This window comes from Paraburkholderia sp. EG287B (assembly GCF_040965595.1).
Taxonomy (GTDB): Bacteria; Pseudomonadota; Gammaproteobacteria; order Burkholderiales; family Burkholderiaceae; genus Paraburkholderia.
In genome coordinates, this window is the sequence record NZ_JBFRCG010000005.1 from 215,294 (window position 1) to 242,179 (window position 26,886).

At 66.6% G+C, this 26,886-nt stretch carries 29 protein-coding genes, 1 tRNA gene and 1 riboswitch; of the genes, 13 read left to right on the plus strand and 17 right to left on the minus strand.

Features of this window, described 5'->3' with window-relative positions; all coding sequences use genetic code 11:
* The first annotated feature begins 58 nt into the window (after positions 1-58).
* Positions 59-1,168 (plus strand): ABC transporter ATP-binding protein, encoded by a 1,110-nt coding sequence (locus AB4Y40_RS10530; protein ID WP_368687616.1) that lies wholly within the window; start codon positions 59-61, stop codon positions 1,166-1,168.
* Positions 1,169-1,282: 114 nt separating this feature from the next.
* On the opposite strand, the gene AB4Y40_RS10535 is transcribed toward AB4Y40_RS10530, so the two are convergent.
* The 5 genes from AB4Y40_RS10535 to mutL all read right to left on the minus strand — a co-directional run bounded on the left by AB4Y40_RS10535 (position 1,283) and on the right by mutL (position 8,641).
* A complete protein-coding gene (locus AB4Y40_RS10535) occupies positions 1,283-2,230 on the minus strand; it encodes a sugar-binding transcriptional regulator (protein WP_368687617.1) in 948 nt (315 codons plus the stop codon).
* Positions 2,231-2,273: 43 nt separating this feature from the next.
* Positions 2,274-3,755: a xylulokinase gene (gene xylB, locus AB4Y40_RS10540; protein WP_368687618.1), complete on the minus strand. Its 1,482-nt coding sequence runs from the start codon at positions 3,753-3,755 to the stop codon at positions 2,274-2,276.
* Between the two features lie 122 nt (positions 3,756-3,877).
* Complete coding sequence (dalD, locus tag AB4Y40_RS10545; protein ID WP_368687619.1) at positions 3,878-5,284, minus strand: D-arabinitol 4-dehydrogenase; 1,407 nt, start codon at positions 5,282-5,284, stop codon at positions 3,878-3,880.
* Between the two features lie 256 nt (positions 5,285-5,540).
* Positions 5,541-6,521, minus strand: a complete 981-nt coding sequence (gene miaA / locus AB4Y40_RS10550) for a tRNA (adenosine(37)-N6)-dimethylallyltransferase MiaA (protein WP_368687620.1) — start codon at positions 6,519-6,521, stop codon at positions 5,541-5,543.
* A complete protein-coding gene (mutL, locus tag AB4Y40_RS10555) occupies positions 6,518-8,641 on the minus strand; it encodes a DNA mismatch repair endonuclease MutL (RefSeq protein ID WP_368687621.1) in 2,124 nt (707 codons plus the stop codon). Before mutL ends, miaA begins: the two co-directional genes overlap by 4 nt.
* 224 nt (positions 8,642-8,865) lie before the next feature.
* Between mutL and AB4Y40_RS10560 the strand changes: the two genes are divergently transcribed.
* Complete coding sequence (locus tag AB4Y40_RS10560; RefSeq protein WP_368687622.1) at positions 8,866-9,552, plus strand: DedA family protein; 687 nt, start codon at positions 8,866-8,868, stop codon at positions 9,550-9,552.
* A 100-nt stretch (positions 9,553-9,652) separates the two neighbouring features.
* Here the strand turns inward: AB4Y40_RS10560 and AB4Y40_RS10565 are convergent, their stop codons facing one another.
* Complete coding sequence (locus AB4Y40_RS10565) at positions 9,653-10,468, minus strand: mechanosensitive ion channel family protein (RefSeq protein WP_368687623.1); 816 nt, start codon at positions 10,466-10,468, stop codon at positions 9,653-9,655.
* Between the two features lie 273 nt (positions 10,469-10,741).
* Here AB4Y40_RS10565 and AB4Y40_RS10570 point away from each other — a divergent pair, with 273 nt between their 5' ends.
* Positions 10,742-11,428 (plus strand): ParB-like protein, encoded by a 687-nt coding sequence (locus AB4Y40_RS10570; protein WP_368687624.1) that lies wholly within the window; start codon positions 10,742-10,744, stop codon positions 11,426-11,428.
* A gap of 100 nt (positions 11,429-11,528) precedes the next feature.
* Here the strand turns inward: AB4Y40_RS10570 and AB4Y40_RS10575 are convergent, their stop codons facing one another.
* Positions 11,529-12,458, minus strand: a complete 930-nt coding sequence (locus AB4Y40_RS10575; protein ID WP_368687625.1) for a LysR family transcriptional regulator — start codon at positions 12,456-12,458, stop codon at positions 11,529-11,531.
* Positions 12,459-12,576: 118 nt separating this feature from the next.
* On the opposite strand from AB4Y40_RS10575, the gene AB4Y40_RS10580 reads away from it, so the two are divergent.
* The 3 genes from AB4Y40_RS10580 to AB4Y40_RS10590 all read left to right on the plus strand — a co-directional run bounded on the left by AB4Y40_RS10580 (position 12,577) and on the right by AB4Y40_RS10590 (position 14,434).
* The gene (locus AB4Y40_RS10580; protein ID WP_368687626.1) at positions 12,577-13,140 is read left to right on the plus strand and encodes a cytochrome b; all 564 of its coding nucleotides are present in this window, start codon (positions 12,577-12,579) and stop codon (positions 13,138-13,140) included.
* Positions 13,141-13,201: 61 nt separating this feature from the next.
* Positions 13,202-13,789 carry a YceI family protein gene (locus AB4Y40_RS10585; protein WP_368687627.1) on the plus strand — a complete coding sequence of 196 codons (588 nt, stop codon included), beginning with the start codon at positions 13,202-13,204 and terminating at the stop codon, positions 13,787-13,789.
* A gap of 54 nt (positions 13,790-13,843) precedes the next feature.
* Positions 13,844-14,434: a YceI family protein gene (locus AB4Y40_RS10590; protein ID WP_368687628.1), complete on the plus strand. Its 591-nt coding sequence runs from the start codon at positions 13,844-13,846 to the stop codon at positions 14,432-14,434.
* A 106-nt stretch (positions 14,435-14,540) separates the two neighbouring features.
* On the opposite strand, the gene AB4Y40_RS10595 is transcribed toward AB4Y40_RS10590, so the two are convergent.
* The 10 genes from AB4Y40_RS10595 to ydfG all read right to left on the minus strand — a co-directional run bounded on the left by AB4Y40_RS10595 (position 14,541) and on the right by ydfG (position 21,734).
* Positions 14,541-14,873, minus strand: coding sequence for a hypothetical protein (locus tag AB4Y40_RS10595; RefSeq protein ID WP_368687629.1), 333 nt, complete (start codon positions 14,871-14,873; stop codon positions 14,541-14,543).
* Positions 14,874-15,147: 274 nt separating this feature from the next.
* Positions 15,148-15,223: transfer RNA gene (locus tag AB4Y40_RS10600), tRNA-Lys, on the minus strand.
* Between the two features lie 176 nt (positions 15,224-15,399).
* Entirely contained in the window at positions 15,400-16,149 is a 750-nt protein-coding gene (ybgF, locus tag AB4Y40_RS10605; RefSeq protein ID WP_266231215.1) for a tol-pal system protein YbgF, read from the minus strand.
* 23 nt (positions 16,150-16,172) lie between these two features.
* The gene (gene pal / locus AB4Y40_RS10610; protein WP_042266217.1) at positions 16,173-16,679 is read right to left on the minus strand and encodes a peptidoglycan-associated lipoprotein Pal; all 507 of its coding nucleotides are present in this window, start codon (positions 16,677-16,679) and stop codon (positions 16,173-16,175) included.
* 18 nt (positions 16,680-16,697) lie between these two features.
* Positions 16,698-17,990: a Tol-Pal system beta propeller repeat protein TolB gene (gene tolB, locus AB4Y40_RS10615; RefSeq protein WP_342921148.1), complete on the minus strand. Its 1,293-nt coding sequence runs from the start codon at positions 17,988-17,990 to the stop codon at positions 16,698-16,700.
* A 136-nt stretch (positions 17,991-18,126) separates the two neighbouring features.
* A complete protein-coding gene (gene tolA / locus AB4Y40_RS10620; RefSeq protein WP_368687630.1) occupies positions 18,127-19,125 on the minus strand; it encodes a cell envelope integrity protein TolA in 999 nt (332 codons plus the stop codon).
* A complete protein-coding gene (gene tolR / locus AB4Y40_RS10625) occupies positions 19,122-19,568 on the minus strand; it encodes a protein TolR (RefSeq protein WP_324152869.1) in 447 nt (148 codons plus the stop codon). Before tolR ends, tolA begins: the two co-directional genes overlap by 4 nt.
* 24 nt (positions 19,569-19,592) lie before the next feature.
* A complete protein-coding gene (tolQ, locus tag AB4Y40_RS10630; RefSeq protein WP_028205324.1) occupies positions 19,593-20,270 on the minus strand; it encodes a protein TolQ in 678 nt (225 codons plus the stop codon).
* A 154-nt stretch (positions 20,271-20,424) separates the two neighbouring features.
* Complete coding sequence (gene ybgC, locus AB4Y40_RS10635) at positions 20,425-20,919, minus strand: tol-pal system-associated acyl-CoA thioesterase (RefSeq protein ID WP_069262809.1); 495 nt, start codon at positions 20,917-20,919, stop codon at positions 20,425-20,427.
* Positions 20,920-20,987: 68 nt separating this feature from the next.
* Positions 20,988-21,734: a bifunctional NADP-dependent 3-hydroxy acid dehydrogenase/3-hydroxypropionate dehydrogenase YdfG gene (gene ydfG / locus AB4Y40_RS10640; protein ID WP_368687631.1), complete on the minus strand. Its 747-nt coding sequence runs from the start codon at positions 21,732-21,734 to the stop codon at positions 20,988-20,990.
* A gap of 197 nt (positions 21,735-21,931) precedes the next feature.
* Positions 21,932-22,069, plus strand: a riboswitch (ZMP/ZTP riboswitch).
* Between the two features lie 160 nt (positions 22,070-22,229).
* Here ydfG and glyA point away from each other — a divergent pair.
* The 7 genes from glyA (at position 22,230) to AB4Y40_RS10675 (ending at position 26,864) form a co-directional block, all read left to right on the plus strand.
* Positions 22,230-23,477: a serine hydroxymethyltransferase gene (glyA, locus tag AB4Y40_RS10645; RefSeq protein ID WP_028205321.1), complete on the plus strand. Its 1,248-nt coding sequence runs from the start codon at positions 22,230-22,232 to the stop codon at positions 23,475-23,477.
* A gap of 15 nt (positions 23,478-23,492) precedes the next feature.
* Positions 23,493-23,972: a transcriptional regulator NrdR gene (gene nrdR, locus AB4Y40_RS10650; RefSeq protein WP_133182723.1), complete on the plus strand. Its 480-nt coding sequence runs from the start codon at positions 23,493-23,495 to the stop codon at positions 23,970-23,972.
* 157 nt (positions 23,973-24,129) lie between these two features.
* Positions 24,130-24,666, plus strand: coding sequence for a GspH/FimT family pseudopilin (locus AB4Y40_RS10655; RefSeq protein WP_368687632.1), 537 nt, complete (start codon positions 24,130-24,132; stop codon positions 24,664-24,666).
* Positions 24,663-25,091 carry a hypothetical protein gene (locus AB4Y40_RS10660; RefSeq protein WP_368687633.1) on the plus strand — a complete coding sequence of 143 codons (429 nt, stop codon included), beginning with the start codon at positions 24,663-24,665 and terminating at the stop codon, positions 25,089-25,091. The genes AB4Y40_RS10655 and AB4Y40_RS10660 overlap by 4 nt, the downstream gene beginning before the upstream one ends.
* Positions 25,088-25,879, plus strand: a complete 792-nt coding sequence (locus AB4Y40_RS10665) for a PilW family protein (protein ID WP_368687634.1) — start codon at positions 25,088-25,090, stop codon at positions 25,877-25,879. Before AB4Y40_RS10660 ends, AB4Y40_RS10665 begins: the two co-directional genes overlap by 4 nt.
* Positions 25,876-26,412 carry a hypothetical protein gene (locus AB4Y40_RS10670; protein WP_368687635.1) on the plus strand — a complete coding sequence of 179 codons (537 nt, stop codon included), beginning with the start codon at positions 25,876-25,878 and terminating at the stop codon, positions 26,410-26,412. The genes AB4Y40_RS10665 and AB4Y40_RS10670 overlap by 4 nt, the downstream gene beginning before the upstream one ends.
* A 20-nt stretch (positions 26,413-26,432) precedes the next feature.
* A complete protein-coding gene (locus AB4Y40_RS10675) occupies positions 26,433-26,864 on the plus strand; it encodes a type IV pilin protein (protein ID WP_368687636.1) in 432 nt (143 codons plus the stop codon).
* Positions 26,865-26,886: the final 22 nt, after the last annotated feature.

Genomic DNA, 26,886 nt, shown 5'->3' on the forward strand with positions numbered 1-26,886 from the left:
CCGGCTTAAGCAGACTTAAGCTGACTTAAGCTGACTTAAGCAGAAACGGAGACACATCATGGCAAGCGTGATCCTCAGAGACGTACTGAAGCGCTACGACGACAACGAAGTGCTGCGCGACGTGAACCTCGACATCGGCGACGGCGAATTCGTCGTGTTCGTGGGCCCGAGCGGCTGCGGCAAGACCACGCTCATGCGCATGATCGCGGGGCTGGAGGACATCAGCGGCGGCGACCTGATGATCGACGGCACGCGCATGAACGACGTGCCGCCGGCCAAGCGCGGCATCGCGATGGTGTTCCAGTCGTACGCGCTGTATCCGCACATGACGCTGTACGACAACATGGCGTTCGGCCTCAAGCTCGCGGGCGCGAAGAAGCCCGAAATCGACGCGGCCGTGAAGAACGCCGCGAAGATCCTGCACATCGACCACCTGCTCGACCGCAAGCCCAAGCAGCTCTCGGGCGGCCAGCGCCAGCGCGTGGCGATCGGGCGGGCGATCACGCGCAAGCCGAAGGTGTTCCTGTTCGACGAACCGCTCTCGAACCTCGACGCCGCGCTGCGCGTGAAGATGCGCCTCGAATTCGCGCGTCTGCACGACGAACTGAAGACGACGATGATCTACGTGACGCACGATCAGGTCGAAGCGATGACGCTCGCCGACAAGATCGTCGTACTCTCGGCGGGCAATGTCGAACAGGTCGGTAGTCCGAACCGTCTCTATCACGCGCCGGCGAATCGCTTCGTGGCGGGCTTCATCGGCTCGCCGAAGATGAATTTCCTCGACGGCACGGTGCAGCAGATCGGCAGCGACGGCGTCGTCGTGCGCTACGAAACGGGCGATACGCAGAAGGTGGGCGTCGAGCCGGGCAAGGCGCGCGAGGGCGACAAGGTGACGGTGGGCATCCGCCCCGAGCACCTGCACATCATGACGGGCGCGGAAGGCGTGAGCGCGAAGGCGATGACGGTCGAGTCGCTCGGCGACGCCGCCTATCTCTACGCCGAATGCCCGGTCGCGCCCGATGGCCTGATCGCGCGCATTCCGCCGCTGGAGCGGCACGAGCGCGGCGAGGCGTTCAAGGTGGGATCGACGCCAGACCATTGCCATCTCTTCGACGCGAACGGCCTGGCGTTCGAGCGTCGCTTCGCGCAGCAACTGGCTGCGTGAGTTCACTGGCTTGCCGGACGCACCGCCTCGGAGGAGGGTGAGGCGGTGTCTTGTGTGGCGAGGTACCTGAGGTTGCCTTTGTCAGCCCGCTTCGTGCGGGCTTCTTTTTTGGGCTTAGCGTTCGATCGCGGCGCGCGCGCACTGCTCGTCGGTGACGAGCCCCGAGAGCCAGCCGCCGTTGAGCGCCGCGATCACCGCTTCGCGCTTGCGCGCGCCGCCGGCGAAGCCGATGGTCGGACGTCGCGGCGGCGAATCGAGGTACACGCTCGTGACGCGGCGGCCTGTGGGCGAATCGACGCGCTTGCCGGCGGCGTCGATCGGCAGGCCGAGCATTTCGGCGATGGCACCCTGGTCCATCAGTTCGCGCACTTCGTCGGAGGTGATGAAGCCGTCCTCATGCAGCGGGCAATGCTCGCCGATGTTGCCGATGCCGACGAACGCGACATCGGCCTCGCCCGACAGTGACTCGACGATGCGATAGAGCCGGTGATTGCACCATTGCGCGCGCTCGGCCTCGTTATCCGCGATGAGCGGCGCGGGCAGCAGAAAGTGCTTGCCACCCGTCTTCTCGGAGATGTGCAGCGCGACGTCGTAGCGGTTCGACGAGCCGTCCTGGGCGATCGCGCCCACCATCGAAACCAGCCGATGCTGTGGCCGCTCCAGTTGCGCGATCTGATCGACGGCGGCCTTGAGCGTGCGACCGCTGCTCACGGCCACCACCATCGGCCGCTCTTCGGTGAGGTAGCGCTCCATCACCTGCGCGCCTGCAACGGCGAGCTTGCGGTCGATTTCCTCGGGCGTGTCGTTGTCGACGGGCACCACTTCGCAGACCGAAAGGCCGTAGCGCTTCGAAAGCGCGTCGGCGAGCGCGAGACAATCGGCGAGCCGATGATCGACACGCACGCGAATGAGGTTCTTCTCGACCGCGAACGCGACGAGGCGCTGCGCCACCGGGCGCGACACCTGCAGCTTCTCGGCGATTTCGTTCTGGGTGTTGCCGGCCACGTAGTAGAGCCAGGCGGCGCGGGTCGCGAGATCGAGTTTTTCGGTGGACTTGGGCACGGTGGTGGTCGGGGGGATGCGGGGCCGAAGTGTACTGCACGCGTTACGCGAGGCGTTCGCGCGAGGGCTCGAAGAGCGGGCGCACGTGGCGGTACAGCGCGCGGTAGGCGGTGAGCCGCTCGCGCAGCGCCGCGTGGCGCGCGGCGTTGGGCGTGTACTCGGCCACCACGGGTGGCTTGGTCAGCACCTCACGCGCGTCGCCGCCCGCCGCGAGCCAGCCAAGCCGCGCCGCGCCGAGCGCCGCGCCCGTCTCGCCACCGCCGTGCTGGCGCGTGGGCGTGTCGAATGCGTCCGCAACCAGTTGCGCCCAGTAGCCGCTGCGCGCGCCGCCGCCCAGCATCGACAGCGCACCCACTTCGGTGCCCGCGGCCGCGAGCGCGTCGAGGCCGTCGGTGAGCGCGAGCGTCACGCCTTCGAGCACGGCGTAGCCGAGCAGCGCGCGGTCGGTCGCGTGCGTCATGCCGAAGAACACACCCTGCGCATACGGGTCGTTGTGCGGCGTGCGCTCGCCCGAGAGATACGGCAGGAAGAGCGGGGCCTCGGCGAGGGTCGGCGCGTTGAGCTGCTCGACTTCGGCGAGCAGCGTGGGCTCGTTCGTGCCCGTGAGCTTGCAGACCCAGCGCAGGCAGCTCGCCGCCGAAAGCACGACGCTCATCTGGTGCCAGCGGTCCGGAATGGCATGGCAGAACGCGTGCACGGCGGAAGCGGGATTCGGCCGGAAACGGTCGCCCACCACGCAGAGCACGCCCGAGGTGCCGAGCGAGACGAAGCCGTCGCCGGGCTGCGTGGCGCCGATGCCGATGGCGCTCGTCGCGTTGTCGCCGCCGCCCGCCGCCACGACCACGTCGTCGCGCAAGCCGAATTCGCGCGCGAGCGCGGGCAGGAGCGTGCCGGACGGCGCACTGCCTTCGGCGAGCGCGGGCATTTGCGCGCGCGTCATGTTGCAGGCGTCGAGCAGCGCGTCGGACCAGTCGCGTTTGGCCACGTCGAGCCAGAGCGTGCCCGCGGCATCCGATGGATCGGAGACCTTGCCGCCGGTGAGCTGCAGGCGCAGATAGTCCTTCGGCAGCAGCACACAGGCCGTTGCGCGAAAGACTTGCGGCTCGTGGCGCGCGACCCACAGCAGCTTGGGCGCAGTGAAGCCCGGCATGGCGAGATTGCCCGCGATGCGATGCAGCTGCGGCGCGCGCGCGGTGAGCTCGGCGCATTCGTCCACGGCGCGCATGTCGTTCCAGAGGATCGCGGGGCGCAGCACGTTGTCGTGCGCGTCGAGCAGCACGGCGCCGTGCATCTGCCCGGAAAGGCCAATGCCGCGCACCTGCGCGAATTCGTGCGGATGCGCCTCGCGCAGCGCGGCGAGCGCGCGGCGCGTGCCGTCCCACCAGTCGGCGGGATTCTGCTCGGACCAGCGCGGGTGAGGGCGCGAGACGACGAAGGGCGTGCCGGCGGTGCCGATCACGCGGCCGTCGGGCGCGAGCAGCAGGACTTTCACTTCGGAGGTGCCGAGGTCGATGCCGAGATACATAGGCGCGCTGAAGTCGTGAAGAGAGTTGCGCTACTTTAGCCGCGCGCCGGGCGCGACGCCATGCGCGCCGACCCGGAGGGCGCGCGTGGCGCGGGTGTTGCGGATTACGGTGCGGTCTGTCTTCAAACGCTGCAGCCGCGCGAGGCGAGCCACTGGTCGACGCGCGTGAGCGCGCCGCGCACCGCGCCGCCCAGTGTCGGGTTGCCGGCGAGGCCGCCCCACAGCAGCTTGTCGCCGAGAAACGCCGAGACGGGGTCGCCGCTCTCGAACATGCGGTGCACGGCCGCTTCGTCCATGACGCCGTCCTGGTAGCGGTAGGGCAGCGTGCCCTTGTGCCAGCGTTCCAGAAAGCGCAGGAAGAGCGCGGGCAGCATGGCCGTGGCGGCGGGCGTCGCGCCCCCGGCGATGCGTTGCGCGAGCGTGGGCGCGATGAAGCCGGGGATCTTCGAGTAGCCGTCGGCGGCCACGCGCTGGTTCGTGTCCTGGATGTACGGATTGCTGAAGCGTTCGAGCACGACGTCGCGATACTTCGCGAGATCGAGCGGGCTGGGCGTGAGGCAGGGAATCACGTCCTCGCTCACGTACTCGCGCGCGAAGGTGCGGATGTCGGCGTCGTGGGTGCCTTCGTGGATGAAGTCGAGCCCGACGAGCGTGCCCGCCCACGCTATGCAGCTGTGCGTAGCGTTGAGGATGCGGATCTTCGCTTCCTCGTAGGGCATCACCGATTCGACCATCTCCGCGCCGGCGCGCTCCCAGGCGGGCCGCCCTGCGCAGAAGTGATCCTCGATCACCCACTGGATGAACGCCTCGCCCATCACCGGGCAGGCGTCGTCCACGCCGGTCGCCGCTTTTACGCGCTCGCGCACGTCGGGCGTGGGGCGCGGCGTGATGCGGTCGACCATGGAGTCGGGGCACGCCGTGTTCGCGTCGAACCAGTCGCGCAGATCCGTTGCGCCGCGCAGCGCGAGGAATTCGCGCATGCCCGCATGAAAGCGCTTGCCATTGCTGCGCAGGTTGTCGCAGGTCTGCAGCGTGACGGGGCCGCCGTCGCGCGCCTTGCGCGCTTCGAGGATCGCGGCGAGCGCGCCGTAAATCGTCGTGCGGCCGCCCTTGAGGTCGGCGGCGAGGTCGGGGTTCGCGGTGTCGAGGCGGTCGTGTTCGTCGAGGTAATAGCCGCCTTCGGTCACGGTGAACGCGACGATCCTGCAGTTCGCGTCGGCGCCTGCGTCGATCAGGCTAGCGAGATCGGCGGACCACGGCAGCACGCGCGTGATCGAGCGGATCGTCTCGTAAGCGCGCTCGCCCTGCGGCGTGACCGTTTCGAGCGTGTAGACGCCGTTCTGCGCGGCCAGCGCGTCCATCACGGCGTTCATGTCGGAGCGGATGTTGCCGACGGTGAGCGACCAGGCGGCCTCGTCGGGCTTGCGCGCGAGGTTCACGCGATGCAGGTACCACGCCTGATGCGCCCGGTGAAACGACCCGGCGCCGATGTGCAGGATCACGTTCGCATTGCTGCGTTCGGTGTTCATTCGGTGTCTCCTTACTCAAAGCGGCCGATCGGCTCGAGCCTGAGCAATTGCTCTAGTGATGAACGAATGATCGTATCCGGTCGATCGAAAGTCAAGCGGGCGAGGGCGGTTTTCGGTGGCGCGCTGCGGCGGGGGAGGGCGCGCGTGCGCGTGCAGCGCACGGACGTGCCCCACCTGCGGGCCGAGCGAGGATGTTGTGGCGCACAAAGCGCCCGGGGTAGAAAGCGGGGAAAAAGGGTCGGCGGGGGCGGCGGCCTCAGCCGCCGATCTGCGCGACTGCCGCGACGGCCTGTTCGGTCGCATCCTGCGCGCAGCAATCCACGACGATGCGCTCCGGCATGGCGCGCAGCCACGTGAGCTGGCGCTTGCAGAGCTGGCGGGTGGCGAACACGCCCTTGTCGCGCATGGTGTCGTAATCGACCTCGCCATCGAGGTATTCCCAAACCTGGCGATACCCCACGCAGCGCATCGACGGCAGGTTCGGGTTCAGGTCGCCGCGCGCACGCAGCGCCTTCACCTCGTCGATGAGACCGCCCGCGAGCATCGCATCGAAGCGCGCTTCGATGCGCGCGTGCAGCACGCTGCGATCGGACGGCTCGAGCGCGACGGGCACGAAGCGGTAACGCGCGGCTTCATCCTCGCGTGTGGACGGCGCGGCGAGCAGCACCGACATCGGCTGCCCGCTCAGCATGAAGATCTCGAGCGCACGCTGGATGCGCTGCGAGTCGTTCGGGGCGAGGCGTGCAGCCGTGGCTGGATCGACCTGCGCGAGGCGGGTGTGCATGGCGGGCCAGCCGTCGCGTGCGGCTTCGGCGTCGAGTTGCGCGCGCACGGCCGGATCGGCCGAGGGCAGGTCGTTGAGGCCTTGCGTGAGCGCCTTGTAGTAGAGCATCGTCCCGCCCACGAGCAGCGGCACGTGCCCGCGCGCGACGATCTCGCCCGTCACGCGCAGTGCGTCGGCGCGAAAGTCGGCGGCGGAATAGGCATCCAGAGGATCGACGATATCGATCAGATGATGCGGGGCGGCTGCAAGCTCCGCTGCGCTCGGCTTCGCCGTGCCGATGTCCATCTCTCGATACACGAGCGCCGAATCCACGCTCACGATTTCCACCGTGCGCCCGCGCGCCGCCGACTGCGCGGCATACGCGAGCGCGGCCGCCGTCTTGCCCGAGGCAGTGGGGCCGAGCAGACACGCGACGGGCAGCGCTGCGTCGGTTGGTTCCGTAGACTGCGTCATTGACCGCGCATGAAGAGCCGATCGAGATCGGCGAGCGTGAGCTGGTACCAGGTCGGCCGGCCGTGGTTGCACTGGTCGGCGCGCTCGGTGGCTTCCATCTGGCGCAGGAGCGCGTTCATTTCGTCGAGCGTGAGACGCCGGTTCGCGCGCACCGCATGATGGCAGGCGAGCGTGCCGAGCATCTCGTGCTGGCGCTCGGTGAGCACGCGCGAGCCGCCGTACTCGTGCAGGTCGGCGAGCACGGCGCGCGCGAGCGCCTGGAGATCGGCGTCCTTGAGGAGCGCGGGCACCGCGCGGATCGCAATCGAGGTGGGCGAGAGGACGGCGAGATCGAAACCCAGCGCTTCGAGCGTGGCCTTTTCTTCCTCGACGGTGCCGGTTTCGACGGGATCGGCCGTCATCGAGATCGGGATCAGCAAGGGCTGCACCGCGAGCGAGCGTTCGGCGAGGGCCTGCTTGAACTGCTCGTACAGGATGCGCTCGTGCGCGGCGTGCATGTCGACGATCACGAGGCCGCGCGCGTTCTGCGCGAGCACGTAGATGCCATGGACCTGGCCGAGCGCGAAGCCGAGCGGATGGTCCTCGCCGGCTTCGAAGGCGGCGTTCGGCGCGCCGGCAGCGAACGCATCCACTGCGCCGTCTTGCGCCTGCAGCACGGTCGAACCTTGCGCCGTGCCGGCGCCGACATCCTTGCGGCCGAACAACGCGTCATACAGTGCAAGCGGCTGCGCGACGGGCAGGCTGCCTTGCGTCATGCGCGACTGGCGCAGCCAGGTGTTGCCGCTGCCCGCGCTGGCAGCGCCGCCGCCTGGCTGGCCGAATCCCGACGCGCGCGAGAGCGCGCCACCCATGCCGCCGCCAAAGCTGCTCGCCACGCTCGCAGTGCCGAACTTGCCGTCGGCGCCGAAGCCGCCCCTGGCGCCGGGCGCTGCGCCTCCACGCGCGGAGTCGGCCGCGCCCGAAGCCAGCCCCACCGAGGCGCCCAGCACCCCGGCGCCCGGCAGCGCCCGCGGCTCGATCAGCGCAGCGGCATGGCCGCCCGAGGTGGTCTCGGGCGAGGCACCCGCGTGGCGGGCGAGCGCGCGCTGCACGGCATGAAACACGAACTGGTGAATCGAGCGCGAATCGCGGAAACGCACTTCGATCTTCGAGGGATGCACGTTCACGTCGACGGCTTCGGGCGGCAGGTCGAGGAACAGCACGTACGACGGGTAGCGGTCGCCGTGCAGCACGTCCTCGTACGCCGAGCGCACCGCGTGCGTGAGCAGCTTGTCGCGCACGAAGCGGCCGTTCACGAAGAAGTACTGCTGGTCGGCGCGGTTGCGGCTCGCCGTCGGCAGCCCTGCACAACCGTACACGGCGAGCGGACCGGCGCGCTCGTCGAGCGGCAAATGCGCCGTGGCGAACACTTCGCCGAGGATCTTCGAGACGCGCGTGGCCGGATCGCTCGCGTTCCAGTGCTCGACCGCGCGGCCGTTGTGCAGCACCGAGATCGCGACGTCCGGGCGCGCGAGCGCGCTGCGGCGGATCATCTCGAGGCAATGGCCCAGTTCGGTCTGCTCGCTCTTGAGGAACTTGCGGCGCGCGGGCGTGTTGAAGTACAGCTCGCGCACTTCGATGGTGGTGCCCTGGCCGCCCGCAGCCGGCGAGATCGCGCCGGTGTGCCCCTCGATCTTCACGGCGTGCGGCGCGTCGGCGCTACGGCTCGTGATCGACATCTCGGCCACCGAGGCGATCGACGCCAGCGCTTCGCCGCGGAACCCGAGCGTCGCGACGCTCTCCAGTTCGGCAAGCGAGCGGATCTTGCTCGTGGCGTGGCGCATGAGCGCGAGCGGGAGTTCGGCTTCGGGAATCCCGCAGCCATCGTCGGCGATGGAGATGCGCTTGACGCCGCCCTCGTCGAGCAGGATGCGCAGCGTGCTCGCGCCCGCGTCGAGCGCGTTTTCGAGCAGTTCCTTGACGACGGAGGCGGGCCGCTCGACCACTTCACCCGCGGCGATCTGGCTGATGAGCTGGTCGGGCAGCGCCTGGATCGCGCGCGCGGGCTGCGCGGCGCGCGATGCGACGGCGGCGCTGGCGGAATCCGGCGCGGCGCCGGCGGGTTCGGAATTTGAAGACATGCGCGCAATTATAGCGAGTCGGCGCCTGCGGACCCGACGCGCTTGAGCGCCCGCGAAACCCTCATCTAGCCGCGCTTTGTGCGCAAATTCACCGAAATTGACGGGATATTTTCGTGACGCGCGGGCACTTTCGGTATCATGGCGCGGTCAATTTGGCTTCTCGCGCAACACAGGGCGAACGCGCTTTTTTCAGGCGCGCGGCCCGCGATCAATAAGGGACACTTTTGGATACGCTCCTGCAGTTCGTCAATCTTGTCTTGCATATCGACAAGTTTCTCGGTGTCTTCATCCAGCAATACGGCGGCTGGGTCTACGCGGTGCTGTTCCTGATCGTGTTCTGCGAAACCGGGCTCGTGGTGCTGCCGTTTCTGCCCGGCGACTCGCTGCTCTTCATCGGCGGCGCGTTTGCCGCGACGCATGAAATGAATCTCGGCGTGCTGATCGTGCTGCTGCTCGTGGCGGCAGTCCTCGGCAATACGGTGAACTTTCTGATTGGGCGCGCCATCGGGCCGAAGGTGTTCAATACGCACATTCCCGTGCTCGAACGCTTCCTCGACCGCGCCGCACTGCAGAAAACCCACGAATTCTACGAGCGCCACGGCGGCAAGACCATCGTGCTCGCGCGCTTCATTCCTGTCGTGCGGACGTTCGCGCCGTTCGTGGCGGGCGTCTCGCAAATGCCTATGCGACGCTTTCAGTTTTACACGGTCACGGGCGCGCTGTTCTGGGTGTTGCTGCTCGTGCTGCTCGGCTACTTCTTCGGCAACATTCCGTTCATTCGCCAGTACCTCAACGTGATCGTGCTCGTCGGCATCGGCGCGGCGATCGTGCCGATCCTGATCGGCGGCGTGTGGAAGATGCTGCGCAAGGACTCGCGTGGCGGCGCCGTGCGCAAGCCCAACGGCGGTTGAGCGTCCGGCGCCTCGCCTCCAGGCGGCAACGCAAAGAAAAACGGCATCGCCTGCGAAGGCGATGCCGTTTTGTTTTGGCGGGTGCGTCGAACGCGGCGCGCTAGGCGCCCACGCGGCGAATGATCGAGGGCGTCTCGGGCGTCGGGTAGCCCGCGTCCTTGAAGGTCTCGACTATCGTGCGGTTGGTGTCGAAGTACACCTGCCAGTAGCTGTCATTGCTGGTGTAAGGCCGCACGGCCAGCAGCGGGCCTTCGGGCGTGAACGAGAGAATCTCGACGTCGGGCGGCGGCTCCTGCGCGACGTTCGGAATCTTCGCGATGGCCGCGCGCAGGCGGCTGGCCGCATCGACGGGATCGACGCCGTTGGCGATCTTCGCGGTCAGCTCCACGCGGCGCACGGGCGTCGCGCTGTAGTTCGAGATGGTGTCCGAGAAGATCTTGTTGTTGCCGACGATGTTGACCACGTTGTCCGGCGAGATGATGGTCGTGCCGAAGATGCCGAGTTCCTTCACGGTGCCCGTCACGCCTCCGGCCGTCACGAAGTCGCCCACCTTGAACGGGCGCAGCACCTGCATGAACACGCCCGCCGCGAAATGCGCGAGCAGGCCGCCCCACGCGGTACCGATGGCGAGGCCGAGACCGGCGAGGAGCGCCGCGAACGAGGTGGTCTGCACGCCGAACACCTGCAGGATCGCGAGGACCAGCAGCAGGTTCAACACGGCGGCGAGGATCGAACTGAGGTAATGCGCGAGCGTGGGATCGACGCGCTCGTTGCGCGCGAGCACCTTGCGCAGCACACCGGCGACGAGGTTGATGGCCCAGCGTCCGATGATCCACAGGACGATCGCCGCCAGGACCTTGGTCCCGAAGTCGATGCCCCGGGTCATGATGAATACGCGGATGGTTTCGAGATCCAAAATGCCCTCGCTTGTGTCGTTGGTTGAGCCTGGAAGACGTGCAACTGACAGCGGCGGGAGCATGACGGGCGCCGTGGTTCGCGCCGACTGTCCCTTGGCGCATTTATAGGCGAAGCGGCGAAAGCGTGCATCCAGCGTGCCCGGCGGTCTCAGGGTTGACCCTGCGCACGGAGCGCGCGGCGCGCGTCCGCTCGATGCGGCATGCATGACCGTTCGGCTGTATCGTTGCGCGATCGACCCCGACACCAACCGACACTAAACAGGAGGCCCGCCATGAACCTGCCGAACACCGATCTCCATCTCATCACCGTGAAGCTCGACGAGCTGCGTCCCACGCAGATCACGGTGGGCTTTCGGGAGGTGAACGCCAAGCGCGCGCACTGGCAGACGCTCGACAAGAAGGGGCGCGCGGCGGCCATCGACTCGCACTGGTTTCCCGCCGTGCTCGGGCCGAAGTCGCGCTACTACGTGGTGGATCATCACCACCTCGGCCGCGCGTGGCTCGAAGAATCGGTCGAGAGCGTGCGGGTGACCGTCCTCAAGGATCTCTCGTGGCTCGAGCCCACCATCTTCTGGCGCATGATGGAGCACAACCAGTGGGTGCATCCGTTCGATGCCGCGGGCGAGCGCTGCGAATTCGACCAGTTGCCCAGGCAGCTCCTTGGGCTTGCCGACGATCCGTATCGCAGCCTCGCGGGCGAGTTGCGCACGTCGGGCGGCTACGCGAAGGACACGACGCCGTTCAGCGAATTCCTGTGGGCCGACTATCTGCGCCGCAAGGTATCAGAAACGCGCCTGCGCAAGGACTTCGACGCGGCGCTCGCCGACGCGCTGTCGCACGCACACGATCCCGACGCGCGTTATCTGCCGGGCTGGTCGGGCGTGGTGCCAGCCGCGCCGGCAGCGCCGTCGGCGGCGCCGGCTAAGGCTGACAAGCCTGCCAGGGTCAAGAAGGGCTGAAGCGGGCGGCGCACCCTGCCTCGCCAAGGCGAGATGCAGGCGTGCGCGGGGTGGCGTTCGTACCACCCGCACGCGCATCGCTTGCGCGCCAGTTCAGCGTTCAGCGGGCGTCGGGCAACGGCGACTGCGGCGGCGCGCCCTTCGTGAGGTAGTGGCAGAGCCACTCGCTGGCGGGGCCGCGCGCCGCGTCGGTGCGATGGATCAGCGAGATGTTGTAGCTCACCGAGCGCCGGTCCGCGAGCGCGACGCGCACGAGCCGCCCGGCTTCGAGATCGCCTTCCACGAGGTGCTTCGGCATCGACCCCCAGCCGAGGCCCGCGAGCAGCAGCCGGTGCTTCGCGCCGAGGTCGCCGAGCTTCCACGCGCGATTGCTGTACACGCCGAAGTTCTGGCCTTCGGTCAGGCGGCTGCGGTCGGTGAGCACCAGCTGCGTGTGCTCGCGCGCGTCCGAAATGCGCACGGGGTGCTCCGCCTTGGCGAGCGGATGGCAGGGGGCGGCCACGAGCACGAGTTCCACGGTGCCGATGGACTGCGCCTCGATCACGTGCGGCCAGTTGTGGTTCGGCCCGCTGATCCCCACCGCGCAGTCGCCGTCGAGCACGAGCTTGAGCACGCCGCCGAGCGCTTCCATGGTGAGATTCAGCGCGACGGTGGGAAACGTGAACGCGAATGCCTGCAGCGCCTCGACGAGGCGCTGCGACGGAAACATCACGTCCACGGCCAGCGAAACCTCGCCCTCGAGCCCCCTCTGCAGGCCGGCCGCCTTGGCGTTAAGCTGACCCATGAGCAGATCGAGGCGGCGCGCGTCGGCGAGGATCGCGCGGCCCGCGGCCGTGAGTTCCGGCTTGCGCTTGCCGCGCTCGAACAGCGCGACGCCCAGCAGCGCCTCGAGATTGGCGATCGTATAGCTGACCACCGACTGCGCGCGGTCGAGCTGGCGCGCCGCCGCCGAGAAGCTGCCGGTTTCGGCGACGGCGATCAGCGCGCGCAGCTGCTCGAGGCTAGGGGAGCGGTCCGAGGTGCGGTCCACGAGGTACGGTCCTTTTCGATCTATCGAAAAAATGGATGATAACCATCCATTTTAGACGATTGTTTGAATAGGTTTGGCCGGGTAAAGTGCACACCTCGAATAATGGAGTCGTATGCCGATGAACCCTGACGTCAAGCCCGCCGAGCGCTATAACGGCGTCGCCATGCTGCTGCACTGGCTGATCGCCGCGCTGATCGTCTGGGGCTTTGCGCTCGGCTGGATCATGACCGACATTCCCGGCATCACGCCCACCAAGCTGCGCTACTTCTCGTGGCACAAGTGGATTGGCGTGACCGTGCTCGCGCTCGTGCTCGTGCGCATTCTCTGGCGCGTCACGCACAGGGCGCCCGCGATGCCCGGCTCCATGCATGGCTGGGAACGGCTCGCCGCGCACCTGGGCCACACCGCGCTTTACGTGCTAATGGTCGCGATTCCCGTGACGGGCTACCTCTATAGCTCGGCGGCGGGCATCCAGGTCGTGTACCTCGGCATCTGGCCGATGCCTGTGCTGATCAGCCCCGACACCGCGCTCAAGGGCGTGCTGCGCGTCGTGCATATCTCGTTGAACTACACCTTGCTCACCGTCGTCGTGCTGCACGTGCTCGCCGTCATCAAGCATCAGCTGATCGATCGCCAGAACATCCTCTCGCGCATGCTGCCGTTCGGCACACCGCGTGACTGACTTCGCGGCGCGCATGCGCCGACTCCGTTTCCCGATGCCTCCCACCTTGGACCGACTGCCCATGATCCAGCGTCTTGCCCATTCCGCCTCCGTCGTCGCGCTCGGCGCGGCGCTCGCCGCCGGCGCGGCGTTTGCCACGACCTTCGCCACCAACGCCAACGCTGCTGCCGAAGCCGCGAAGAACTCCGTGAGCGCCGTGTTCAAGCAGATGAACGTGCCGGTCGAAGGCCGCTTCAATCACTTCACCGCCGACGTGCGCTTCGATCCGGCGAACGTCGCGGCATCGAGCGCGAAGCTCGACGTGGAGGTGGCGAGCTTCGACCTCGGCGCGCCGGAATACAACAAGGAAGTCGCCGGCGACGAGTGGTTCGACGCCTCGCACTTCCCGCACGCGACCTTCGTCTCCACGCAGATCAAAGCCGGCGCGAACGGCGCGTTCACGGTGGCTGGCAAGCTGACCATCAAGGGCAAGACGACCGACGTCGTCGTGCCGGTGCAGTACCGCAAGGACGGCGCCACCCAGGTGTTCGACGGCACGCTGCCCATCAAGCGCCTCGCGTACGGCATCGGTTCGGGCGAGTGGAAGGACACCTCGATCGTCGCCGACGACGTGCAGATCAAGTTTCACATCGTGTCCGCCGCGCACTGACGCGCGTACGGCAGCGCTTTTTCACCCCGTTTCTCCCGCACCAGGAATCGATTCATGAAGACCACGATTTTCGCCGCGGCCGTTGCCGCCTCGCTCGCCGCCTTCGTCGCTACGCCGGCGCTGGCAGCCGCCACGACCTACAACCTCGATCCGATGCACACCTATCCGAGCTTCGAAGCCGATCACTTCGGCGGCGTCTCGGTGTGGCGCGGCAAGTTCACGAAGAGCTCGGGCACGGTCACGCTCGACCGCGAGGCGAAGACGGGCACGGTGGACGTGACGATCGACGCAGCGTCGATCGATACCGGCAACGCGAAGCTCGACAAGCATGTGAGCTCGGCCGAATTCCTCGACACCGCGAAGTACCCGACGGCCACCTACAAGGGCACGTCGATCCGCTTCGACGGCGACAAGCCCGTGGAAGTGATCGGCACGTTCACGCTGCATGGCGTGACGAAGCCGCTGAACCTGAAGATCGACTCGTTCAAGTGCTTCCAGAACCCGATGCTCAAGCGTGAGGTGTGCGGCGCGGACGCGTCGGCGCAATTCGACCGCGCGGACTACGGCGTGAACTGGGGCCAGTCGTATGGCTTCAAGACGGCCACGACGCTGCAGATCCAGGTGGAAGGCGTCAAGGCAGACTGAGTTTGCGCGCGGCATGGACCGCGCGTCGCTCGATGCGAAGCCCGTGCGCTGTCAGGCGCGCGGGCTTTTTTTTGTTGCGGGCAGCGATAAGGACGACGAAGTGTCGTCACTGGATCGGCGAGGTTGCGTGCGTGCTGCGCGGCGACAGCGCGACATCGACGACATGCGAATGCCAGATGCCGCAGGTGGCCTTCACGGGCACCCAGGCGTACTTGCCGCGGACCTTGGCGAAGGCGCGCAGATGGATCAGCGTGTCGATGGACGGGACCGGCGTGAGCGTGTCGCTCGCGGCGGGCGCGGGCGTGGCATTGGCGCGCACTGGCTGCTCGATCGTCGCCGAGAGCGCGCGCCGATCGGGCACGAGCAGCGAATCGTAGCGCTGCGCCTTGTGCACCCACTGGTCGAGCGCGGCGACGCAATTGACGACGGCGTCCGGCACGCGAATGCGGCGCAGGTATGCGTATCTTCGGGTTGCGGCTGGATTTGCGCCTGAACGCGCAGACTGAGCCAGAATAGCGCGAGCAGGGCGCAGGCAAGGGTCGTGAACTTCATGATGACGTGGCCTGTGCAGCGGGGATGTGACGGCGGGGGAGCAGGGAGTATACATGCTGGGCGCATGCTCGCGCGCCGAGTCACTCAAACCGCTTGAGCTTGCGCCGTACGCTGCAAGGCAAAAAGCCCAGTCCGGAGACTGGGCTTTCTGTTTGATGCTTTGGTAGGCCGTACGGGATTCGAACCTGTGACCAACGGATTAAAAGTCCGCTGCTCTACCAGCTGAGCTAACGACCCAAAAGAGAAGCGGGATTATAGCGGCGCCGGGTCAACACGTCAACCTTTGCCGTCATAAAACCGATGGAAACGCCCGGAGCACGCCGTGCCCCGGGCCTTCCCTGTATGCGAGAGGCGCATTTCGCGGCTTTGGCATTACACCAGCGCCACGTCACGCCAAAACCAGCCAGCAGCGCTTATTTGAGCTGTGCAAGCTTGCTCTGCGCCGTCTGGGCGACATCCGAGTTGCCGTACTGCGAAACGACCTGTTCGAGCGTGCGTTTGGCCGCAGCCTTTTGCCCCTGCTCGATCTGGTTGTTCGCAATGGCCAGCAGCGCCTCGGGCGCACGCGGATGCTGCGGGTATTTGTTGACGACGTTCTGCCACGTCGCGGTCGACCCCTTGTAGTCCTTCAGCGCATAGAGCGCGTTGCCGAGCCAGTACTGCGCGGTCGGCTGGTAAGGACTCTGCGGGAACTTCGCAATGAAGCTGCGGAACGATGCCGCCGCGTTCTTGAAGTCGCCGTTGCGGAACTGCTGCGAAGCGGCGTTGAACGCGTCCATCTCGCCCGGCTGAACCGTGCCTTGCATGCCGTCCACGGTCTCCTGCTGCGGCTCGAACTTCTTGAGTCGCGTGTCGAGATCCGTGTAGTAGTCCTTCTGTTGCTTCTGCAGGGTCGCCAACTGGTTCGCCATATCCTCGTTCTGTCCGCGCAACGTCGCGACCTGCTGGTTGAGCTGGTCGAGGTGGTTGGACTGGTCGAGGATCGTGCGTTGAGCGGCGGACAGCTGGCTGGACAGGCTGTCCGTTTTCGCGCGCAGGTCGAGAATCGCCTGGCGCGCCTGATCGTCATCGAAGATACCCGCGTGGGCCGGCAGCGCCGCAAAGGCGACGCCAGCCACGCAGGCGGCTGCGGCTGCGCGCAGCGGGGAGAAACGGTGCGACATACGCCCCTTCATCCAATGCTCAATTACTGTTGATACACGAGGTCAGCACGGCGGTTCTGCGCCCACGATGCTTCGTCGTGGCCCGTTGCGACCGGCTTTTCCTTACCGAGGCTGACAGCTTCCATTTGCGAATCGGGCACGCCCATCAGCGAGAGGGCGCGACGGACCGCTTCAGCACGCTTTTGACCCAGCGCCAGGTTGTATTCGCTCGTGCCGCGCTCGTCGGTGTTGCCCTGGATCAGGACGTGACGTTCCGGGTGCGTCTTGAGGTACTGTGCGTGAGCTTGCAGCAGCGACTGGTAGTCGTCCTTGACGGCGTAGCTGTCGAAATCGAAGTACACGCTGCGCTTGGCGAGCGGGCTGTTCGGGTTGTTCAGCTCATCGACGTTCACCTGGGCGACCGCGTTCGGGTTCGGCTGGGTGTTCATCGCACCGGCGTTCGGGTTCGTTTCCTTGACACCCGACTTGCACGCTGCCAGTGCACCGATCATCAAAACGGCCAAGGCCAGGCGTACTTTCTTCGACATCATTTTTTCTCTCCTGAAGTGTTATTGCATAAAGGGACCCCAGGACGGCTCGCGTACGCTGCCGCCCTGAACGGACAGGATTTGCCGCGTACGACCGTCGGTCGATACTGCGGCCAGCACGCCACGGCCGTTCACCTGTGTGGCGTAAAGAATGTACTGACCGTTCGCCGCGAAGCTGGGCGATTCGTCATGTGTCGTGTCGGTGAGCGCAGTGGCGACACCGGACTGCAGATCTTGAATGTACAGCTTAAATCCGCCGCCCGTGCGTGAGATGTACGCCAGTTGCTTACCGTCCGGGCTGACCTTCGGGCTCGTGTTGTAGTTGCCCGTGAACGTCACACGCTGTGCCGCTCCGGCGCTTTCGCCCTGGGCCGGCATCTTGTAAATCTGAGGCTGGCCGCCGCGGTCGCTCGTGAAATAAATCCAGCGTCCGTCAGGAGAGTAGTTGGGTTCGGTGTCGATCGTCGTGCCTTGCGTGAGGCGGTGCAGGCCGGAGCCGTCGGCATTGACGGCGAAGATTTGCGTGTTGCCCGTGCGCGACAGTGCTACCGCGAGCGTGCGGCCGTCGGGAGACCAGGCCGGCGCCGAATTGTTGCCCTTCTGGTCCGAAATGATCACGCGGCGACCCGTCGGCAGGTCATGCACGTAGACGATCGGCTTCTTCTTTTCGAAAGATACGTAAGCGACCTTGGTGCCGTCGGGCGACCAGGACGGCGAGATGATCGGCTCGGGGCTCGACAGCGCGATGTGCGCGTCTTGTCCATCGGAGTCCGAAACCTGCAACTGGAAGCGGCCGCCCGTCTTGATCACGTATGAAAGACGCGTGGCGAACACGCCGCGATCGCCGAGCAGCTTCTGATAGATGTAGTCGGCAACCTTGTGCGCGCTCATGCGCAGGCCGCTTGCCGGGCTCGTGAGCACGAGGCCGCCGAGGCTTTCGCCCTTCACGGTGTCGTAGAGCTTGAAGCGCACTTCGTACTGGCCGTTGGCGAGCTTGTTCACGCTGCCCGCAACGAACGCGTTGGCGCCCTTGGCCTTCCAGCTGCCGAGGTCGACGGAGTCGTTTTCCGAGATCGGTGCGCTGCCGGCGTCGATATTGGTGAATTTCCCGCTGCGTTGCAGGTCGGCGCGGACGATGGCCGCGACCTGCTCGGGCGAATTCGCTTCACCGGCAAAGTTAGCCGTGGCGATGGGGAACTGGGTAGAGCCCACGCCGGTGACGAGGACGTTGAGTTGTGCGTTCGCCGCTCCGCCCGCCGTGATCAGGCAGGACGCGACGAGGGTTCGCAGGCCAAGCTTCGTCATCAATGTCATGCTGTGATATTTCCTGAAAAAAGCAATTTTGTCATAACGCGCAACAGCAGACTGACCCGAAAACGTTCGAATCGTTCCTTTTTAGCCACTGTTGCGCGGCGGCTTTCCTCAACCTTTCTGCGCCTTGCGCTCGCCATTAACCTGCCGGGCGCAAGGTGATCTTGAAGCTCGAAGGCGCCTTGCCGTCGGTATCGACCGGCATCGGATCCGAGCGCTGAACTGCCCGCAACGCGGCGTCGTCCCACGACGAGTTGCCGCTGCTGCGCGAGATCGTTGCCGAAAGCAGCGTGCCGGTTGGTGAGCAACGCACCGCGATCTCCGTCTCGAGACCCGACGTTTCGCCCGACCACACGATGTTCGGACGCACGCGGCGGCGCACCTTGTCGGCGTAGCCCGGCGACGTCGCGTTGCCGCCCGAGCCGCTGCCCGTGCCGCTCTTCGCGAGACCGTTGCCGCTCGTGCCTTCGCCGCCGCCCATCGAGCCTTGCATCTGCGCGATGCGGGCGCGGCGTTCCGCGTCGAGCTTCTTCGCCTGGGCGTCAGCTTGCGCTTTCGCCTTGGCCGCCTTCTCGGCATCGGCCTTCTTCTGCGCGTCGAGCTTCGCCTGCTTCTGCTGCTCTTCTTCCTGCTGCTGCTTCTTGAGCGCGTCCTGCTGCTGTTGCTGCTGCTTTTGCTTCTCCGCCGCGGCCTGCTGCTGTTCCTGCTGCTGCTTGAGCTTTTCCGCCTTCTGCTGCGCGGCGAGCTGCGCAGCCTGCTGGGCCGCGAGCTGCTGACGCTTCGCTTCGGCTTCCTGCTGGGCTTTCAGACGCTGCTGCTCGGCCAGTTGCGCCTCGCGCTGCGCTTCCTGCTGCTTACGCTTTTGCTGTTGCAGCGCAATGTCGGCTTCCTCGGTTTGCGGCGGCGGCGGGGCAGGAGCGACCGGCGCGGGCGGCGGCAGCGGCTTGGGTGTCGACAGGTCCGGCACCTCGGTCCACAGTTCCGCCTCTTCACCCGCCGGCGTGCTGTTCTGCCAGTGGATGCCGTGATAGAGGAACAGACCGAGCAGCACGTGCATGAGCACCGCGAGGGCGAGAGCACGTCCCGTGCCACGCTCTCGCGGAGGCTGCAGCGGATACGAATCGTTCTTGCGGATCATTGCGATTTGACGAGCAGTCCGACACGTTTGACGCCATGCGACTTCAGGTCGGACATCACGTTCATCACCGTCTCGTATTTGACGGACTTGTCGGCGGCGATCACGACGGGCTGGTCGGGATGGCTCTGCTCGCGATCGGCGACGAAGCCGTTGAGATCGGCGCGCGACATGGTCTGCTGCTGCGTGGCGCCGGAGTCATCCTTGTAGCGTACGCTCAGATTGCCGTCGGGGCGAATATTGACCACGACGGGCGGCACCTGCTGCTGCTGCGACGCGCCGCCGACGGTCGGCAGGTTGACGATGGACGGCGCCACGAGCGGCGCGGTCACCATGAAGATCACGAGCAACACCAGCATCACGTCGATGTACGGCACGACGTTGATGTCGGCCATCGCACGGCGCGAGCGGCTGCCTCGCATGCTCGAACGGACTGAGCCTCCCATCTTCGACTCCTTGCTTCGTGAAGATTAGTGGGCCTGACGCTGCAGGATGTTCGAAAACTCTTCGATGAAGGTTTCGAAGCGGATCGCCAGACGGTCGATGTCGTGCGCGTAGCTGTTGTACGCGACCACCGCCGGAATGGCGGCGAACAGACCGATCGCGGTCGCCGTCAGCGCTTCGGCGATGCCGGGCGCGACGTTCGCGAGCGTGGCCTGCTGCACGTTCGCGAGACCGCGGAACGCGTTCATGATCCCCCAGACGGTGCCGAAAAGACCGATGTACGGGCTCACCGAGCCGACCGAAGCGAGGAACGAGAGGTTCGCCTCGAGCGCGTCCATTTCGCGCTGGAAGGCGGCGCGCATCGCGCGGCGGGCGCCGTCGAGCACGAGGCTCGGATCGTTCAGGCGCTTCTCTTTCGCCTTCAGGAATTCGCGCATGCCCGACTCAAAGATACGCTCGAGCGCGCCGATCGTGTGACGGTTGTTGGCTGCGCTCTGGTAGAGCGCCTGCAGGTCGCCGCCTGACCAGAAGTCGCGCTCGAAGCGCTCTGTCTGGGAGCGCGCCCGGCGGATCGCAAACCACTTGCGGAAGATGAAAGTCCAGGAAATCAGCGACATGAGCAGAAGAAGCCCCATCACCGCCTGTGCCAGTATGCTCGCATTAAGAACGAGAGAAATGATCGACAGATCTTGTGTAGTGTTCATATAGGTTCGTTGTGACGTCCCGAAAGGGGCGAGCGGCTGCAAGACAACGCAAGGCTTCCTGTAGGCGGTTGGGAAGCTCTCGCGCCGTCGCGGCCGAACCCTGCTTGGTCCTGCATTGACCGGCGCGAGTTCACTGGCGTCGTATCAACGGTAATTACTGCACTGCCGTTGACACGGCGTACAGGTCTTTCTGGGGTCCACGTTGCAAGGCTTCATGAACGGGGGCCGGAATGGGTGCGGGCCGCATGGCCGTGCTGTCGACGCAGGCGACACGAATGGTGCCCGTGGCGAGCAGCGTGTTCTCGCGCCACGCTTCCTGCATGAAGTCGACCGAGGCGCGGCCCAGCTTCTCGACGCGGCTTACGGTGGTGACGACGTCGTCGAGGCGCGCGGGCGAACGGTAGTCGAGCGCGGTGCTGCGCACGACGAAGAGCACGCCCGTTTCCTCGGCGAGCCGACGCTGATCGACGCCGCACGCGCGCAGCCATTCGGTGCGCGCGCGTTCGAAGAACTTCAGGTAATTCGCGTAAAACACGATGCCACCGGCGTCGGTGTCCTCGTAGTAGACGCGCACCGGCCAAGTAAAGCCGCGCCCGGCCGGTGACGACGCCGCGTCCGGCTTGCTGGTGGAATTTTCCATGCCGCGCATTCTACCGGAACGCGAGGCGCCTACGTCTTTCGTACGACTGACGTAAGTATTAAATTTGTAAGGTAATTTTAGCCGCGGTGGATACTGGTGCCGGCGAACGTCTGGGCCACGGGCATCAGTTCGATCGTGTTGATGTTGACGTGCGCGGGGCGCGTGGCGATCCAGTAGATCGAATCGGCGATGTCCTCGGCCGTGAGCGGCTGCACGTCCTTGTAGACGCCGGCCGCCCGGGTGTCGTCGCCGCGAAAGCGCACGTTCGAGAACTCGGTGCCGCCGCACAGGCCAGGCTCGATGTCGGTCACGCGCAGTGCCGTGCCCGCGAGATCTGCGCGCAGGTTCAGGCTGAACTGGCGCACGAACGCCTTGGTCGCGCCATAGACGTTGCCGCCCGCATACGGCCAGCGGCCCGCCACCGAACCGAGGTTGAAAATATGGCCGCGGTTGCGCTCGACCATGCCGGGCAAAAACGCGTGAGTGACCTGCACGAGGCCCGTGCAGTTGGTGTCGATCATGGTTTCCCACTCGTCGAGGTCGGCCTTCTGCGCCGGCTCCACGCCGAGCGCGAGGCCGGCGTTGTTGACCAGCACGTCGATGCCGGCGAACCCGGGCGGCAGCGCGCCGGGCGCAGCTTCGACCGCCGCGCGGTCGCGCACGTCGAGCTCGATGGGCAGCAGGGCGTCGCCGAGTTCGGCGGCGAGGGCGTCGAGGCGGTCCTTGCGGCGAGCGGTGGCGACGACGCGATGGCCGCCCTTCACGAAGGCCCGGGCGATGGCGGCGCCGAATCCTGCGGAAGCGCCGGTGACGAAAACGATCATGGTGGCTCTTTGGTCTATAGAAGGCGAGAAAAGGGGAGAGCCTACTTGCAATGCCGCATTGCGGCAAGAAAGGGACAGTACGCGCGCGGGCCGCATGACCGGGGGCGCCGCCCGGCGCGCCACGTGCCGCGGGGCGCCCGAGCGCACTGGGGGCGGGCGGTTGCCTATTCCCGGCCGTTCCAATAAACTAACGCGCTCAATCCCTGCGTGACTGGCGATAGGGTTCCGGAACGGCGGCATTGGCGGTAGCCATGCGCTCGTTATTGGGGACCCAAGGTGGAACGACCCACCGTGAAGCGCAGGGTGCCGTTTTGCCGTTCGCCTGGGCAGCCTGATTTCGCGCGCTTTCGTTTGCGCTGCGGAGGCTGTCCTGCCTCGCGTGTGCGGCACCTCCTTCCGCCACGTCAAGGCTGGCCTCTTCGCCAGCAGCGCCGCGTACCCGCTACGCGTTCCGCGCGAGACCCGGTCAACCTGAACACACTTAACGGAATCCGTATGTTTGACAGAGCCGAAAGCACCATCGCCAACGTCGATCCCGAACTCTTCAAGGCGATCGAACTCGAGAACCGCCGCCAGGAAGAGCACATCGAGCTCATCGCGTCGGAAAACTACACCTCGCCCGCGGTCATGGCCGCGCAGGGCTCGCAGCTCACCAACAAGTACGCCGAAGGCTACCCCGGTAAGCGCTATTACGGCGGCTGCGAAAACGTGGATATCGTCGAGCAGCTCGCGATCGACCGCGTGAAGCAGCTGTTCGGCGCCGAAGCCGCGAACGTTCAGCCGAACTCGGGCTCGCAGGCCAACCAGGGCGTGTTCTTCGCCGTGCTCAAGCCGGGCGACACCATCATGGGCATGAGCCTCGCCGAAGGCGGCCACCTCACGCACGGCATGGCGCTGAACATGAGCGGCAAGTGGTTCAACGTCGTGAGCTACGGCCTCGACGCCAAGGAAGACATCGACTACGAAGCACTCGAAAAGCGCGCGCACGAGACCAAGCCGAAGCTGATCATCGCCGGTGCGTCGGCATTCGCGCTGCGTATCGACTTCGAGCGCATCGCCAAGGTTGCCAAGGCGGTCGGCGCGTACTTCATGGTCGACATGGCGCACTACGCGGGCCTGATCGCCGCGGGCGTCTACCCGAACCCGGTGCCGCACGCCGACTTCGTCACCACGACCACGCACAAGAGCCTGCGCGGCCCGCGCGGCGGCGTGATCCTGATGAAGGCGGAGTTCGAGAAGCAGATCAACTCGGCCATCTTCCCGGGCATCCAGGGCGGTCCGCTCATGCACGTCATTGCCGGCAAGGCCGTGGCGTTCAAGGAAGCGCTCTCGCCGGAATTCAAGACCTACCAGCAGCAAGTGGTCGACAACGCGCGCGTGCTGGCGGAAACGCTGGTCAAGCGCGGTCTGCGCATCGTTTCGGGCCGCACGGAAAGCCACGTGATGCTGGTGGACTTGCGCGCCAAGAACATCACCGGCAAGGCGGCGGAAGCCGTGCTCGGCACCGCGCACATCACGGTCAACAAGAACGCGATCCCGAACGACCCGGAAAAGCCGTTCGTGACGAGCGGTATCCGTCTCGGTTCGCCGGCCATGACGACGCGCGGCTTCGGCGTGAAGGAAGCCGAGCAGGTGGGCAACCTGATTGCCGACGTGCTCGACAATCCGGAAGACGCCGCGACGATCGAGCGCGTGAAGGCGCAGGTCGCCGAGCTGACGAAGCGTTTCCCGGTTTACCGCTAAGCCACGCGATAACCCATGCGCTGCCCCTTTTGCCGGCACGAAGACACGCAGGTCGTCGACTCGCGCGTGTCCGAAGACGGCGCCGCGATCCGGCGCCGCCGCCGCTGCCCGGCCTGCGACAAGCGTTTCACGACGTACGAGCGGGTCGAGCTGGCGATGCCTTCGATCGTCAAGAAGGATGGCAGCCGCACGGAATTCGACCGCCGCAAGATCATGGCGAGCATGCAACTGGCGCTGCGCAAGCGCCCGGTTGCGGCCGATGCGATCGACGCGGCGGTTGCCCGTATCGAGTATCAACTGCTCGGCAGCGGCGAGCGCGAAGTGCGCAGCGAGCGCCTTGGCGAGCTCGTCATGGGCGAATTGCGCGAACTCGACAAGGTCGCGTTCGTACGGTTTGCTTCGGTGTATCGACGCTTCGAGGACGTCTCCGAATTCGAAGACGTGATCGAGGAATTCCGCCGCGCGGGTGCCAACAACCCCGCGAAAAAGCGCTGAGCGCATTCGCATTTTTCTTCCTCCCTGCCAGGCCGCGGTCGTAACGCTTGCATTCTCGCGAGCCGACGCTGCGCGCACCAGCTAGCCGTTCGGCTAATTGTTTCGTTTCGCTTTCGTCCGTAGATTGATGGCAATCCGCTCGAACTAAGGATTGCTCATGAAGTCCGGAGGATTCACGCTCATTGAGACGATGGTCGTCATCGTCCTGCTGGCGATCTGCGCAACGGTTTCCACGCCCGTTTTCACCGCATGGCGCGTGCGCGATCAGGTCGACGCGCGCGCCAATGCCATGCTCGGCACGCTCGCCTATGCACGCAACGAGGCCATACGGCGCAAGTCGCGCGTTACCGTTTGCCGCGTCGACGCCGCGCGCCATTGCCTCGAGGCGGGCAAAGCGTGTCCGTCCGGTATTGCCGACTGGTCCTGCGGCTGGGCCGTCATGATCGAGCGCGCCGGAGCGTCTATCCCGTTGCGCACCCAGCCGGCGCTCGACGCGATTTCCGTGGCGTCGGGGCTCGCTGCCATCACGTTTTCGCCGCCGGCGGGGCAGACCATCGGCAGTTTGCGCAACTTCGAGATCGCCCCGCGGGCGCCGTCGGCGGCACAACGCGGCGCGGGCTGGCGGCGCTGCATACGCATCGCGCAGGGAGGCCGGGCACGCATCAGCGACGGCGCATGCACGGGGGCGCCATGAGCCGCGTGAGCGAGCGCGGCGCGCGCGGGTCGACGCTGCTGGAAGTCGCCATTGCGCTCGGCGTCATGGCGATGTGCGGGCTCGGCCTCATGAGCACGCAGCTTGGGCTGGTCCGGCACGCGCAACTGGCAGCGGCGCGCGAGCGCGCGGCCTTTGCCGCTGACGCCATGGCCGAAGCGGCGCACGTGGCGGGGGCAACGCCCGCAGCGACTGATCGATGGAAGGCGCTGGCGGCGAGCGTCGTGCCCGAAGGGCGGCTGACCCTGTCGAGCGCGGGCGGCGACGCATCGATCGCGTCCGTGAGTTGGGCGGCGACACCGCTCGGCGCAGCGTCGGGATCGACCGCGCTTTCGCGGGTTGCGCCGTGTCTCGATGCCACGTCGCCCGCCGGACGCGCCTGCGTCGCGCTGGCGTTTTTGCGATGAACAAGCGTTTCGCTCACGTGCGCCAGCAGGCCGGCCACACCCTGCTCGAACTGACGATCGCCGTGGCGCTGGGCCTCGTGGTGACGCTTGGCGCGCTCTCGGCATATCGCACGCAGCGCCAGGCCTATGCGCAGGCGAACGACGCCGCGCACATCCACGAGGCCGGCATGAATGCGTTGATGCTGATCGGCGAGCAGATCCAGATGGCCGGCTTCGTTGCCGCGGACGCACGCTCGCCACTCGCCGGCCCAGCGATCTTCGGCTGCGCGGCTGGGCGCCCGGTCGACGCCGATGTGGCGCTTGTCTGCAAGCCGCTGCCGAGCCGCTCCGATGGGTTGGCCGTGCGCTATCAAGGCGACAGTGTATCGACGTGGCCTACCGTAAACGGCCAGGTAACCGACTGCCTCGGGCAGGGGGTTGGCGTGGCAGGCGTGGAAATCGTGAACCGCTATTACGCCGATGTGGCGAGCCAGACGACTCGCGGGAGCGAGCTTTACTGCGCGGGCGCTGGCAAGCCGCAGCCGCTCGTCGAGGGCGTCGAGCGTTTGCGCCTGCGCTACTGGACAGCGGGCGCGGCGCAGGCGGTCGACGCTTCGGCGCTCGCGCGCGATCAGTGGGCGTCGGTCGTCGCGGTCGATCTGTGCGTGCTGGTGCACGGGGCGGCCTTTGCGCGGCGCATGCGCTACGTCGATTGCGACGGTGTGCAGGCTGTCGGCGCGGATGGGCGTGCGCGACAGGCGTTCTGGCGGCACATCGTGCTGCGCAACGTTGTGCCGGCAGCGTCATGAAAACGAACCTGCGCGGGAAGCGTCGCATACGCGCCGCGTGTCGGGGCGTGGCGCTCCCGGTCGTGCTGCTCGTCGTCGCGATGATGCTCGTGACCTCGGCGGCGTGGTTCGAGGCCGCGCTGCTCGCGCGGCGCAACGCGGATGCCGTCGCCGATCATCTGCAGTCCTTCCATGCCGCCGACGCCGCGCTCGTGTTGTGCGCGCGTGCGCTGACGAATGGCTCACTGGCCGCGCCTGTGGCGGCCGCGCAGCCCGGCGAGCCGCAAGCCTGGCGATGGCAGGACAGCTTCGAGCGGCAGGCGGTCGTGCCCGTTGCCGCGTGGCCGGGGTCCGTGCGCTTGCCGCGATGCATCGTCGAGGCCTGGCGCATCGAGAGCCGTCCGCTGGTTCGCGCGTATCTCGTCACGGCGCGAGGGTTCGGCGCATCGGAAGACACGCAAAGCTGGCTGCAGGACCAGGTGGTCATCGAAACCGCGGGTGGCGCGACGCGCGTCGAGCATCACTGGCGTCGCGTCGTCGCGAGGCCATTTTGACGACGCCAACGGGAGGAAAGGTGAAGAGCAATCGGTACAACGCGTTCACACTGCTCGAACTGGTCATCGCGCTGGCGGTGGCCGCTATCGTCGCCGCCTTCGCGATGCCGGGGTGGAGCGCGCAGATCGCGCGGGGACATCGCACCGACGCCGTGGCCGCGCTCTATCGCGCGGCGCAGCTCGTCGACACGCAGAGCGCGTCGTTGGCGCTCTTGCCCACTGGGTTCGATCAGGCTCCGCCAACCGGAAGGCCCATCTACCGCTTGCGGCTGATGCCCGCCGACGATTCCAACGGCGGCTACGCCCTCGTAGCCGATCCGGTGGAAGCGGGACCGATGCGTGGCGATGCGTGCGGCGCCTTCGTGCTCGATGCAACCGGCGCGCGCAGCAATCACACAGCAGGCGGCGGCGCTGTCGCGGCGGCGACGCAGATGTGCTGGAGGGATCGGTGAACGCCCCGGAGGGCGGGCGCGG